The sequence below is a fragment of the Streptomyces sp. NPDC058239 genome (genome assembly GCF_042882185.1).
GTDB lineage: Bacteria > Actinomycetota > Actinomycetes > Streptomycetales > Streptomycetaceae > Streptomyces.
In genome coordinates, this window is sequence record NZ_JBHVWS010000026.1 from 23,006 (window position 1) to 36,132 (window position 13,127).

The 13,127-nt window shown below is 69.2% G+C and carries 11 protein-coding genes; 8 read left to right on the forward strand and 3 right to left on the reverse strand.

All coding sequences use genetic code 11. The annotated features are described in order from the left end of the window. Positions 1-342 precede the first annotated feature (342 nt). From ACFVYE_RS25675 to ACFVYE_RS25695, 5 genes are read left to right on the forward strand one after another with little or no spacing between them, the layout of a single operon-like run. Positions 343-1,461: a DegT/DnrJ/EryC1/StrS family aminotransferase gene (locus ACFVYE_RS25675; RefSeq protein WP_383970372.1), complete on the forward strand. Its 1,119-nt coding sequence runs from the start codon at positions 343-345 to the stop codon at positions 1,459-1,461. Beyond that, positions 1,458-2,477 carry a Gfo/Idh/MocA family protein gene (locus ACFVYE_RS25680; protein ID WP_383970370.1) on the forward strand — a complete coding sequence of 340 codons (1,020 nt, stop codon included), beginning with the start codon at positions 1,458-1,460 and terminating at the stop codon, positions 2,475-2,477. Before ACFVYE_RS25675 ends, ACFVYE_RS25680 begins: the two co-directional genes overlap by 4 nt. After that, a complete protein-coding gene (locus ACFVYE_RS25685) occupies positions 2,467-4,044 on the forward strand; it encodes a glycosyltransferase family 4 protein (protein ID WP_383970368.1) in 1,578 nt (525 codons plus the stop codon). Before ACFVYE_RS25680 ends, ACFVYE_RS25685 begins: the two co-directional genes overlap by 11 nt. After that, positions 4,041-5,696: a glycosyltransferase family 2 protein gene (locus tag ACFVYE_RS25690; RefSeq protein ID WP_389607460.1), complete on the forward strand. Its 1,656-nt coding sequence runs from the start codon at positions 4,041-4,043 to the stop codon at positions 5,694-5,696. Before ACFVYE_RS25685 ends, ACFVYE_RS25690 begins: the two co-directional genes overlap by 4 nt. 2 nt (positions 5,697-5,698) lie before the next feature. After that, entirely contained in the window at positions 5,699-6,982 is a 1,284-nt protein-coding gene (locus tag ACFVYE_RS25695) for a nucleotide sugar dehydrogenase (RefSeq protein ID WP_383970362.1), read from the forward strand. A 73-nt stretch (positions 6,983-7,055) separates the two neighbouring features. Here ACFVYE_RS25695 and ACFVYE_RS25700 read toward each other — a convergent pair whose 3' ends face one another. The 3 genes from ACFVYE_RS25700 to ACFVYE_RS25710 are packed head-to-tail and all read right to left on the reverse strand — an operon-like array spanning position 7,056 to position 10,517. Beyond that, positions 7,056-7,670 (reverse strand): acyltransferase, encoded by a 615-nt coding sequence (locus tag ACFVYE_RS25700; RefSeq protein ID WP_383978742.1) that lies wholly within the window; start codon positions 7,668-7,670, stop codon positions 7,056-7,058. Continuing rightward, positions 7,667-9,265 (reverse strand): glycosyltransferase, encoded by a 1,599-nt coding sequence (locus tag ACFVYE_RS25705; RefSeq protein WP_389607461.1) that lies wholly within the window; start codon positions 9,263-9,265, stop codon positions 7,667-7,669. The genes ACFVYE_RS25700 and ACFVYE_RS25705 overlap by 4 nt, the downstream gene beginning before the upstream one ends. After that, positions 9,243-10,517 (reverse strand): hypothetical protein, encoded by a 1,275-nt coding sequence (locus tag ACFVYE_RS25710; protein WP_389607462.1) that lies wholly within the window; start codon positions 10,515-10,517, stop codon positions 9,243-9,245. Before ACFVYE_RS25710 ends, ACFVYE_RS25705 begins: the two co-directional genes overlap by 23 nt. A 275-nt stretch (positions 10,518-10,792) precedes the next feature. On the opposite strand from ACFVYE_RS25710, the gene rplU reads away from it, so the two are divergent. The 3 genes from rplU (at position 10,793) to obgE (ending at position 12,984) form a co-directional block, all read left to right on the forward strand. Beyond that, a complete protein-coding gene (gene rplU / locus ACFVYE_RS25715) occupies positions 10,793-11,113 on the forward strand; it encodes a 50S ribosomal protein L21 (protein WP_072483615.1) in 321 nt (106 codons plus the stop codon). A gap of 14 nt (positions 11,114-11,127) precedes the next feature. Beyond that, on the forward strand, positions 11,128-11,385 hold the full coding sequence (rpmA, locus tag ACFVYE_RS25720) for a 50S ribosomal protein L27 (RefSeq protein ID WP_018103204.1): 258 nt from the start codon (positions 11,128-11,130) through the stop codon (positions 11,383-11,385). Between the two features lie 162 nt (positions 11,386-11,547). After that, the gene (obgE, locus tag ACFVYE_RS25725) at positions 11,548-12,984 is read left to right on the forward strand and encodes a GTPase ObgE (RefSeq protein ID WP_383978733.1); all 1,437 of its coding nucleotides are present in this window, start codon (positions 11,548-11,550) and stop codon (positions 12,982-12,984) included. Positions 12,985-13,127 lie beyond the last annotated feature (143 nt).

Below are 13,127 nucleotides of genomic sequence, written 5' to 3' on the forward strand. Positions count from 1 at the left end.
CCCGCACCTCCTTTGCGCGCGGTAGGCGGACGTGGAGCATGTGGGCCGCGTCTCTTTGGCCTTAACCTCTACGAAACCCGCTGTGAAAACCCTGATAATGTGACGCGGCTGCCGTCGGATGTGCCATTCCCGAGAATGCTGACCGGCGCGTCGGCCCGCTTCAGGTAGGACAAATCAGCCTTTATGCCCTGAGTGCACCGCCCTCGGGGCAAAAGGCGATTTGCGCGCAATATATTGGTACAGAATCGGCCATGCGCCGGGGCGGCGGAGCCTCATCCGACATTCGCATGCCCTTGGAGCCATCGCCGCTCACAGCTCTTGCGGTGTTCAAGGAGGATGTCCATGTCGAGCGACAACAGGGAAGCGATCCCTGCTGCCCGGCCGGTGATCGGTGAGGAAGAGATCGAGGCCGTGGTGCGCGTACTGCGCAGCGGTCGTGTCGTGCAGGGCCCGGAGGTCGCGGCCTTCGAGGAGGGCTTCTCGGAGCTGGTCGACGGGCGTCACTGCGTCGCCGTCAACTCGGGCACCTCGGCCCTCCACCTTCTGCTGCTCGCCCTGGGGATCGGCCCCGGTGACGAGGTCATCGTCCCGTCGTTCTCCTTCGCGGCCTCCGCCAACGCGGTCCGCCTGGCCGGTGCCGACGTGGTCTTCGCGGACATCGAGCCGGGCAGCTTCGGTCTGGACCCGGCCGCGGTCGAGGCCGCCATCACGCCCCGCACGGCCGCGATCATGCCCGTCCACCTGTACGGCCACCCGGCTGCGATGGACGCGCTGATGCCGATCGCGCGGAAGCACGGCCTCGCGGTCGTCGAGGACGCCTGCCAGGCGCACACCGCCGCACTGAACGGCACGCCGGTCGGCGCCTTCGGTTCCGGCGGCACCTTCAGCTTCTACCCCACCAAGAACATGCACTCCCTCGAAGGAGGCATGGTCACCACCGCCGACGCCGAGGTCGCGCGCACCCTCAGGCTGCTGCGCAATCAGGGCATGGAGCAGCGGTACGCCAATGAGATCGTCGGCGCCAACATGCGCATGACGGACGTGTCCGCCGCCGTCGGGCGCGTACAGCTCGGGAAGGTGCTCGGCTGGACCGAGCAGCGGCGCGCCAACGCCGCGTATCTCGACCGGCACATCACCGCGCCCAACGTCACCGTCCCGCCCGTCGCCGACGGTGCACGCCACGTTTACCACCAGTACACCATTCGGGTGCAGGGTGACCGTGACGCCGCCATGGCCAGGCTGAGCGAGGCGGGCATCGGCAACGCCGTGTACTACCCGACTCCGATCCACCGGCTGAAGCCGTACTGGGAGCCCGACCAGAAGGCGGGCCGGATCTGGGATCTGCCGCAGACCGAGCGTGCCGCCGCCGAGGTCGTTTCGCTGCCCGTACATCCTTCGCTGACGCCGGAGGACCTGGACCGCATCGTCGGCGCCGTGAACTCGCTGGGAGACATGCAGTGACCGCAGAACTGAGAGCCGGTCTGATCGGCCTCGGCTCGATGGGCCGCCACCACGCCCGTGTGCTGGCCGGCCTGGACGACGTACAACTGGTCGGCGTCGTCGACCCGATGGGGGACAAGAACGGCTGGGCGCAGGGTGCTCCCGTACTGTCCACGGTCGAGGAGCTCATCGCCCTCGGTGTCGACTACGCGGTCGTGGCCTGCCCCACCGCGCTGCACGAGGAAGTCGGCCTCCAGCTCGCCGAGGCCGGTGTCTGCGCGCTGATCGAGAAGCCGGTCGCCGACACGGTGGAAGGCGCCCGACGGCTGGTCGACGCCTTCGAGTCGCGCGGCCTGGTGGCGGGTGTCGGCCACATCGAGCGCTGCAACCCGGCGCTGCGGTCGATGCGTGCCCGGCTGGAGGCGGGGGAGCTGGGCGAGGTCTTCCAGGTCGTCACCCGCCGACAGGGCCCGTTCCCGCACCGCATCGCCGATGTCGGCGTCGTCAAGGACCTCGCCACCCACGACATCGACCTGACCGGCTGGGTGACGGGCCAGACCTACACCTCGATCTCCGCCCACACGGTGTCGAAGTCCGGCCGTCCGCACGAGGACATGGTCTCCGCCGTGGGCCGGCTCTCCGACGGAACCATGGTCAACCACCTGGTCAACTGGCTGAGCCCGCTCAAGGAACGTTTCACCTCCGTGACCGGTGAGCGCGGCACCTTCATCGCCGACACCCTCACCGCCGACCTCACCTTCCACTCGAACGCCGCAGTGGCCACCGAGTGGGAGGCGCTCCAGGCCTTCCGGGGTGTCTCCGAGGGCGACATGATTCGCTACGCGATTCCGAAGCGCGAGCCGTTGCTCGTCGAGCACGAGCTCTTCCGGGACGCGGTGCGCGGCACCTCGAAGGACATCTGCACGCTGCGGGAGGGACTCCGTACGGTGGAGGTGGCCGCAGCGGTACTGGAATCGGCGAGGAGCGGACGTACCGTCACGACCTCCGCGGGAGAGTTGACCACACATGGATCCTGAGAACAGCGCGACACCGCGGCCCGGCAGCCGCGGTCGGATCGTCATGCTCGTCGACAACGGGGTGAACGGGGACTCCCGGGTACAGAAGGAAGCGCGCTCCGCGGCCGATGCCGGCTGGGACGTGATCCTGCTCGGCAAGTCACCCGGCAAGTCCGAGCAGCACTGGCAGCTCGGCGATGCGCGGGTCCGGCTGCTGAAGGTGCCCGGACCGATGCAGCGACGCCGGCACGAGTACCGGCGCGCCCCGCTGCGCGCCCCACTGGCCTACCGCCCGGGACCGCTCGCCGCCTACCGCAAGCAGAAGATGAAGGCGTGGCGGGCCGACCTCAACATCCGTCTCATCGAGGCGGGCTCGAAGGGGTCGGCACTGTCGAAGGCCAGGCTGCTCCCGGGGCGGCTCGGCGCGAAGGTGGTCGGCCGCTGGGTCGGTCTGCGTCTGCGGCGCACCCATGCCCTGGAGCAGCGGCGCAAGCGGATGGACGCTCCGCTCGACCGGTTCACCACGGCGTTCTGGCAGCGCATGATGGGGCAGCGGGCCTGGCGCAGGCTCGACCCCTTTCTGCTCGACCTCGACCTCGCCTACGGCAAGGTGATCGACGAGCTGAAGCCCGATCTGATCCACGCCAACGACTTCCGCATGCTGGGTATCGGCGCACGGGCCACCCTGCGGGCGCGCGCGGCGAAGCGCGACGTCAAGCTCGTCTGGGACGCGCATGAGTTCCTGCCCGGCATCAAGCCGTGGGATCCGCACCCTCGTTGGCATGTTGCGCAGTGCATCCACGAGCTGGCCTACTCCAAGTACGCCGACGCGGTGACCACCGTCTCGGCGACCCTCGCGGACATGCTGGTCGAGAGGCACGGACTCGCGACGACTCCGGCGGTCGTACTCAACGCCCCCGATGCGGAGATCTCGCCCGAGCAGGCCGCGGAGCCGGTGCCCGATCTGCGCGAGCTGTGCGGGATCGGGCCCGACGTCCCGCTCTCCGTCTACAGCGGTGCGGCGGCCCCGCAGCGCGGCCTGGACATCATGGTCGAGTCGCTGCCCCAACTGCCGGATCTGCACGTGGCGTTCATCGTGCTGCGACCGAAGTCGCCGTACATGACAGGGCTGGCACAGCGCGCGGAGGAGCTCGGGGTGGCCGACCGGGTGCACATCCTTCCGTACGTCCCGCACTACCAGGTCGTGCCCTTCCTGGCGACGGCGGATCTCGGCGTCATCCCGATCCACCACTGGCCGAACCACGAGATCGCCCTGATCACCAAGTTCTTCGAGTACTCGCACGCGCGGCTGCCGTTCGTGGTGAGCGATGTGAAGACGATGGGGGACATGGTCGCGCAGACCGGGCAGGGCGAGATCTTCAAGGCCGAGGACGTGGCGGACTACATCCGCGCGGTGAAGGCGGTCCTGGCGGATCCGAAGAAGTACCGGGATGTCTATGACAAGCCCGGGCTGCTCGACCAGTGGACCTGGGAAGCCCAGGCGGCGGCCCTCGACGACGTGTACACGAGGCTGCTTCCCGGTAGTAAGCGCGTATCCGTCGAGAGAGCCACCGAGGTGACCGTGTGACCGGCAGACCCGATGTCCTCGCTGTTCCTGACGTTACGGTCGTCGTGGCCGTGTACAACACCATGCCTTCCCTGACGGAGTGTCTGGAGTCACTCGTCGGGCAGAGCATCGGGCTCGGTCGGATCGAGATCATCGCCGTGGACGACGGGTCCACCGACGGCAGCGGGGAGGAGCTCGACCGCTTCGCGGACCGGTTCCCCGGAACCTTCACGGTGATCCACCAGGAGAACTCCGGGGGACCGGCCCGGCCGAACAACGTGGCGCTCGCCAAGGCGGCCGGCCGCTACGTCTTCTTCGTGGGCTCTGACGACTACCTCGGCCCCGAGGCGCTGGAGCGCCTGGTCGCCATGGCCGACGCGAGCGACTCGGACGTCGTGCTCGGCAAGATGGTCGCCGTCGGCGACCGGTCGATACCCCGGGCCGTCTTCCGCTCCACGGAGGCGAACATCCCGCTGATCGGCTCCGGGGCGCTCTACGCGATCTCCAACACCAAGATGTACAAGCGTGCCCTCATCGAAGAGCACGACATCCGGTACGCAGAGGACCTGCCGGTCAGCTGCGACATGCCGTTCACACTGGAGATGTACGTCCGGGCCAAGACCATCTCGGTGGTCGCCGACTACGACTGCTACTACGCCGTCCGGCGCGGCGACGACAGCAACATCACCTACCGGGCGAGGTTCGAGAACCGTCTGAAGGTGTGCGCGTACGCGCTGGACAAGCTCCTCGAACTGGCCGGCCCCGGTGAGCTCTACGACGCCTTTGCGATACGTCTGCTCAAGGTCGACCTGGCCTGGATCTTCGGTGAGAACTTCCTGGCCATGACACCGGAACGGCGCGCAGAGTGTGTGCGCGCCACCGCGGAGTTCATGGAGGACCACTACGGCACCTCCTTCGACTCCATGGAACACCGGCTCAGCGTCCCCGAGCGGCTCCGCTTCCGTTGGGTGTTCGCGGGCCAGGTCGAAGAGCTGACCGAGCTGGTCCGCATGGACACCTCGGGCACGATGCCTCCGACCGTGCTGGAAGACGGCAACGCGTACGCCCGTTACCCGGGCTTCCGCGACAGCCTCTACGCCCTGCCCGACAGCAGCTTCAAGTTGATCGGCACGGTGGTGGGGCGGCTCGGCTCCGGTACCGAACTCCAGTCCGCCGACTGGTACCAGGACGGTGACGGGTTCGCGCTCGACGTCTCAGTACGGGTCCCCGTGCTGGGCGACACGGATTCGGTGTACGTGCGGCTCGCTTCGGGCAGCCTGCCCACGTCCGCTGACAAGGCCGGCGCCCGCTGTCTCGACAAGGGCCAGCAACTCCCCGCTCCCGTGGGTGACTTCAGTCGCACTCCCGCGCCGGGCGGCGAAGCCACCCTGATCACCGCCAGGATTCCGCTCCGGCGCGAGCAGGCCAAGCTCGGGCTCAGGGTCTCCGTCGACGCGGGGGGCCGGACCTACGAGATTCCGGTACGCGGCAAGGGACATCCCATGCCGCTCGCCCGGCGGTGGGGGGCCGACGACCCCTACCGCGTCGCGGCCCGGGTGAACCCGAAGGGGCGCATGGTGATCAGCACCGGCCCGCTCCATCCGCCCAAGAAACCGCTGGGTTCGCGGCTGCGATCCCTGTTGACCGGCGCCAAGCGCTCCAAGAGGAAGTAACCATGAACATCTGTGTAGTCGCCCTGGGCAAGATCGGTCTGCCGCTTGCCGTGCAGTTCGCCGCCAAGGGCCACCGGGTGATCGGCGCCGACGTCAACGAGAAGGTCGTCGAGCTGGTCAACGCCGGTGTCGAGCCGTTCCCCGGTGAGCACGACCTCGACATCAAACTCAAGGAGACCGTCGAGGCGGGGCTGCTGACCGCGACGACGGACACCGCGTCCGCGGTCGCCCGGTCCGAGGCCGTCGTGGTCGTCGTACCCCTCTTCGTGGACGCGGAGGGCACGCCGGACTTCGGCTGGATGGACTCCGCGACCGAGGCGATCGCCGCCGGTCTCAAGCCCGGCACCCTCGTCAGCTACGAGACCACGCTGCCGGTCGGCACCACCCGTACCCGCTGGGCGCCGATGCTCGAAGAGGGCTCCGGCCTCAAGGCCGGGGAAGACTTCCACCTGGTGTTCTCCCCGGAGCGGGTGCTCACCGGCCGGGTCTTCGCGGACCTGCGCCGCTACCCGAAGCTGGTCGGCGGGATCGACGAGGCATCGGCCGCGCACGGTGTGTCGTTCTACGAGTCGGTCCTGGACTTCGACGACCGTACGGACCTGCCGCGCCCCAACGGCGTCTGGGACCTGGGTACTTCGGAAGCGTCCGAGCTGGCCAAGCTCGCCGAGACGACCTACCGCGATGTCAACATCGGTCTGGCGAACCAGTTCGCACGCTTCGCCGACCAGCAGAACATCGACGTCCTCAAGGTCATCGAGGCCTGCAACTCCCAGCCGTACAGCCACATCCACCAGCCGGGCATCGCCGTCGGCGGCCACTGCATCCCGATCTACCCCCGGATGTACCTCTGGAACGACCCCTCGGCGACCGTGGTGCGTTCGGCACGCGAGGCCAACGCGGCCATGCCCGAGTACGCGGTCGACCTGCTCGCCGCCGCTTACGGCGACCTGGACGGGGTCGGTGTGCTGGTGCTGGGCGCGGCCTACCGCGGCGGTGTGAAGGAGACGGCCTTCTCCGGCGTCTTCCCGACCGTCGAGGCACTGAAGGCACGCGGTGCGGTGCCGTTCGTCTCGGACCCGATGTACACGGCCGAGGAGCTGACCGCGCACGGTCTCGTCCCGCACGAGGGCCAGACCGTCACCGCCGCGATCCTCCAGGCCGACCACGCCGAGTACCGCGAGCTCGCCGCCGCCGATCTCCCGGACGTCCGCGTCCTGGTCGACGGCCGTCGCACGACGGACCCGGCCCGCTGGGAGGGCGTCCGCCGCGTCGTCATCGGCGGCTGATCACCGTACGCGTACGAGGGGCCCCGGCCGACACGGTCGACCGGGGCCCCTCGCGCGTTCCGCTTCGGCGTGCCTACGACGCGGCGGGCCCGGCCTCGACGAGCGTGGACTCGCCGGTCTCGCGGTAGCGCGCACCCGTCTGCGGGCACTCCCACGTGCCCGGCTCCCCCGCACTCTCCATCAGCTTCACACCGGCGTGACCGACCCAGCCGACCTGCCGGGCCGGGACGCCGACGACCAGAGCGAAGTCGGGGACGTCCTTGGTGACCACCGCACCGGCCGCGACCATGGCCCAGCGGCCGATCCGGACCGGGGCGACGGCGACCGAACGGGCGCCCAGAGACGCCCCTTCGGCGATCTTCACTCCGACGGCCTCCCAGTCGCCGCCCCGCTTCTGCTTGCCGTCGGGGTCGACGGAGCGCGGATTGTGGTCGTTGGTGAGGACCACCGACGGGCCGATGAAGACACCGTCGGCAAGCTCGGCGGGTTCGTACACGAGCGCATAGTTCTGGATCTTGACGTTGTCGCCGATCCGGACACCCGTGCCGACGTAGGCGCCGCGTCCGACCACACAGCCCTCGCCGAGCCGGGCCTGTTCACGGATCTGGGCGAGCTCCCAGACGCTGCTGCCGGCCCCGATCTCGGCACTCTCGTCGACCTGGGCGGTGGGCTGGACTCTGTAACTCACATCTGTGCCTTCCGGAGGGCGTCTTCGCCCGGTGAGCATACGTCCTGGCCCTCGCCCAGCAGCAGGCGGTCGTAGTCGCTCCGAACGATCTCCCAGTCCCAGGTCGCAAGTGCGTACCGGGACGCCTCGCGCCCGGCCGTGGCCCGGATCTCCTCCGACGCGGTGAGGGCGAGGATGCGCTCTGCGGCCTGCTGCGGGGTGGTGACGATCCAGTCCTCGGGGAAGAGGGTGCGCGTGCTGTGCGGACGTCCGGCCACGAACGGCCAGTCCCGGACGACCGGCACGGCGCCGGCTGCCGCCCCTTCCATGAGACCGACATGACAGCCCTCACGCACCGAACTGCTGAGGATCACTCCCACTTCGGTGAGCACACCGGGTACGTCGTCGCTCGGCCCGAGCCTGCGCACGGCACCCGTCGGCTCCAGTTCGGCAAGATCCTTCTCCAGGGCCGAGTGATAGGCCGAGGCCGCCGCGCTCGGCGCGGGGTCGATCCCGCCGCCGACCATGAGCAGGCGGTACCGCTCGTCCCGGGCCCGAAGCAGCCTGAGCACCTCCAGCGCCCAGCGCGGGTCCTTGGCGATCTGCCCGATCCCCACCAGGCCCACGGTGAACCGCGCGTCATCGCTCTTGGGACGGTCGAACCGCCGCAGATCCAGCGCGTTGTGCAGGAAATGAAGGCGCGGCGCGTCGGGAGCGAGCAGCCGGGGGAGGGCAGCGGTGGTCATCTCCCGCATGTGCTCCGCGATGAAAACGACATCGTCGACCCGGGAGAAGTCCATGATGTGCGGCCAGTGGGTGAACGACTCGTACTTGTGGAGCCGGACGACGATCCGGGTCCTGCCGGGATCGACCAGGGTCATGAACGCGGCGGCCGTGGAACACCATTCGACGAAGACTGTGTCCGCCCAGTCCAGATGGGGGCGGAGCGCAGCCTCGACCGCGGCTCCGTACGCGGCCTGGCCTCCGAGCGGCAGCTCGATCATTCGCTGCAGTCCCTTGGCCAATGGGGCGAGTGCCGGATCGGCCGCCAGGTCCAGGGTGCGGAGCTGGACACCGGGATGGTTCGCATAACGCTCGGTGAGCAGACCCAGGAAGTTGGCGTTGGCCAGATTCACCACGAGCAGGCGCAACGGCCGGCCGGACGGGGGCGCGGCGTGAGGTGTCTTCCGGCCGCGGGGCGCGGCCACCGCGCGGGCGGTGGCACTGCCGCGCAGCCGGGCGGTGAAGCCGGCCGGGTCGTCCGAAAAGGGGGAGTGGAGCCGGTCGACGTGCGGAACCCGGTGGAAAGCCAGCAGCAGTGCCCGGCTGAGAGCCGCCGCGGCCTCCTTCCTGTGGCCCGCCTTGAGCCGGCTGTCCGCGTAGGACAGCTCGGCGGCGTACGCCTGGACGAGATGGCGGGGGACGAGGCCCCGGTCGAGCTGGGCAGCGGCCGCCTCGCCGAGCAGGTCCGCCTTGAGCCGACGGCTCCGCACGCGGTGCGCGCAGACACCCAGGACTCGCTCGGCGACGAACGGCCGGTCGGTGCGGGCCAGCCGGGCGACCGCGCGCCGGGCGATGTTGGCCAGGAGTTCATCAGGGATCTGTGGTGTTGGCACGGTACGGCTCCACTGTTGAGGCAGGAACTCGGACCGTACGGTCAAACGGAAGTGAGGGAAAGTCCAGAACTGCTTCTGTAATCAAGGCAATTCCGAGTGTCACCGGTATCCACATGAGTACCCCCAGCCGGTCGGCCTCCTGAACCAGGGGATGCGCCGCGATCTGGAGGGCGCCGGTCAGCGTCACCGCGCAGGCCAGCGGACCCAGCACCCCGCCGCGACGCAGCAGCACCCACAGCGCGACCACCGTGGCCACCAGGAAGAATGGCATTGCGGCCTGCTCGCCCATCCAGTGACTCCAGTACTCCAGATCGAGATCGACCAGCCTGGTCCAGGGATCCGGAACCTCGGGGGTACGGAAATGGCGGGTGAAGGTGTCCTGGAGGGTGACCTCCGACGAGGGCAGCCCGAGCAGCTTCATCACGAGCGCCACGGCGGCGGCGCATCCCGTGGCCGCCCCGGCGAGCGACAGGTCTGTCCGGGACCGCCGCAGGAGCCAGGAGACGAGCATCGCGACCGCGATCAGAGCGGCCAGCACCAGTGCCGTCGAGTAACGGGTGACCGTGCAGACGGCCAGGGAGCCGATGAACAGCGCCGCACCTGCCGCACGTCTGTCCCGCGCCATGAGCACCCCGCCCCACACCGCGCCGAGCACGCAGACCGTGACCAGGCCCTCGCTCAGCGCCTGGAGACTCCACCGGCCGAGCGGCGAGGCGAGGAAGGCGATCTGACCGGCCACGGCGGCCGCGGGGGAGAGTCCGGCGCCGCGCAGCAGCCCGCAGACGGTAAGGGAGCCGCCCACGGCCAGAAGCAGCCCGAGCGCCCGCATACCGTCGATCACTCCGAGCGCTCCGACGAAGGGTGCGGCGAGCAGGGGATAGCCGGGCCGGGACGAGAAGATCGACTGGTAGCGGGAGTCCCCGGTGGTGATGTCGGGGGCGTGGGACCACCGCGCCAGACACTCGGCCCGGCTCGCCGCCCCGGCCGCGCCGGGCCCGGCCTCACCGGTCAGCGGATCGAGCTTCTCGCTCCGGACGACCTCCTCCGCCCGGCTCGTACAGAAGGCGGAGAGTGCGGCCCGGTGTGCCTCCCCCCGGTCGGCCCCGAGGTACTCCTCGGCAGCACGGGCGTACCGGTAGGAGTCGGGAAAGAGCGTCCAGGAGGTTCCTGCGGTCAGCTGCGCCAGCACATAGACGGCGGACACCAGGAGGGCCAGCAGCCAGGTACGACCGAGCGGGACGGAGCGGGGCATCGGCGGCCTCAGGGTGTACGGAGAGTAACGAAAGTGGACAAGCTAGCACGTGAGGGCCGGGGGATCGGTCCGCACAGGCCCGGTTTGACCGCCCGGGGGCGGCCCCGTAACCTTGACCCTCGGCGTGTTTCCCATGTGCGCCCACCCCTGAGCACATTCCTCCTGGTGGACTCGTCCGTCAGGAGAGGCCGCTCATCCTTCCGGATCGTCGCGGGCTTCGGCCTGTGCGGGCGGCTGGCATCAGGGGATCCGTTCCGAGCGAGAGAGAGATCCGCGTGTACGCCATCGTGCGCAGCGGTGGCCGCCAGCACAAGGTTGCTGTCGGTGACATCGTTGAGGTTGACAAGATTTCCACTGCCCAGGTTGGCGACACGGTCGAGCTCTCGACCCTGCTCGTGGTCGACGGCGACGCCGTGACCAGCGACCCGTGGGTGCTGGCCGGGATCAAGGTCCAGGCCGAGATCGTGGACCACCACAAGGGCGCGAAGATCGACATCCTTCGCTACAAGAACAAGACCGGCTACCGCCGTCGCCAGGGTCACCGTCAGCAGTACACGGCGATCAAGGTCACCGGTATCCCCGCGGCTGCGAAGTAAGGGACTGAGGAGACATGGCACACAAGAAGGGCGCATCGTCCACCCGGAACGGGCGCGATTCCAATGCTCAGCGGCTCGGCGTGAAGCGCTTCGGCGGTCAGGCCGTCAACGCCGGTGAGATCCTGGTCCGCCAGCGCGGCACCCACTTCCACCCGGGCACGGGCGTCGGCCGTGGTGGCGACGACACGCTGTTCGCACTCGCCGCCGGTGCGGTCGAGTTCGGCACGCACCGTGGCCGCAAGGTCGTGAACATCGTTCCGATCGCCGGCTGATTTTCGGCGCTCGTCGAGCGGTTTCTGCGGAGGCGGACCTCACTTCCCGTACGGGAAGTGGGTCCGCCTTTCGCGTGTTTCTCCCATGAGAGACGGCTTTCTCCCATGGGGGGACAGCACGAGTGAGACATTTCTGTATGTACGTAACTGGAGGTTCCAACCATGACCACCTTCGTGGACCGCGTCGAGCTGCATGTCGCCGCGGGTAACGGAGGCCACGGCTGTGCCTCCGTTCACCGTGAGAAGTTCAAGCCGCTCGGCGGCCCGGATGGCGGCAACGGCGGCCGTGGCGGCGATGTGACCCTGGTCGTCGACCAGGACATCACCACGCTCCTCGACTACCACCACCACCCCCACCGCAAGGCCACCAACGGCCAGCCCGGCGCGGGCGACCACCGCACCGGCAAGGAGGGCCAGGACCTTGTCCTGCCGGTCCCCGACGGCACGGTCGTGCTCGACAGGAACGGCAACGTGCTGGCCGACATGGTCGGCCAGGGCACCACGTTCGTCGCCGGCCAGGGCGGCCGCGGCGGCCTCGGCAACGCCGCACTGGCCTCCGCCCGGCGCAAGGCCCCCGGCTTCGCGCTGCTCGGCGAGCCCGGTGAGGCCCGGGACATCGTCCTGGAGCTCAAGACCGTCGCCGATGTCGCGCTGGTGGGCTACCCGAGCGCCGGCAAGTCCTCGCTGATCTCCGTCCTGTCGGCGGCCAAGCCGAAGATCGCCGACTACCCCTTCACGACCCTCGTCCCCAACCTCGGCGTGGTCACCGCGGGCAGCACCGTCTACACCATCGCCGACGTCCCGGGCCTGATCCCGGGCGCCAGTCAGGGCCGGGGCCTCGGCCTGGAGTTCCTGCGGCACGTGGAGCGCTGCTCGGTGCTCGTGCACGTACTGGACACCGCGACGCTGGAGTCCGACCGCGACCCGGTCTCCGACCTCGACATGATCGAGGAGGAGCTGAAGCAGTACGGCGGCCTGGAGGACCGGCCCCGCATCGTCGTCCTCAACAAGATCGACATCCCGGACGGCCAGGACCTCGCCGACATGATCCGCCCGGACCTGGAGGCGCGCGGCTACCGCGTCTTCGAGGTGTCCGCCGTCGCCCGTACCGGCCTGAAGGAGCTCTCCTTCGCGCTCGCGGGCGTCATCGCCGAGGCGCGTGCGGCCAAGCCTGTGGAGGTGGCGACCCGTATCGTCATCCGCCCGAAGGCCGTCGACGACGCTGGCTTCACCGTCACCAAGGAGGAGGACGGCCTCTACCGGGTGCGCGGCGAGAAGCCGGAGCGCTGGGTACGGCAGACCGACTTCAACAACGACGAGGCCGTCGGCTACCTGGCGGACCGCCTCAACCGTCTCGGTGTCGAGGACGAGCTGATGAAGGCCGGCGCCCGAGCGGGCGACGGCGTGGCCATCGGTGCCGAGGACAACGCGGTCGTCTTCGACTGGGAGCCGACCATGGCGGCGGGTGCGGAGATGCTCGGCCGGCGTGGCGAGGACCACCGTCTCGAAGCGCCGCGCCCGGCAGCACAGCGCCGTCGCGACCGTGAGACGGAACGCGACGAGGTGCAGCGCGAGTTCGACGACTTCAACCCGTTCTAGACCGTGGACCGGCGGCCGCCCGACCTTTTAATGGTGTAACATCGGGCCCCGGGGCGTTGTAGGCGCCCAGGGGCCGGGGGAACACCAAACCCGAGATGGGGATTTAATGCCCGCAATAGTTTGGGGTGGGTAACCCGGACGGG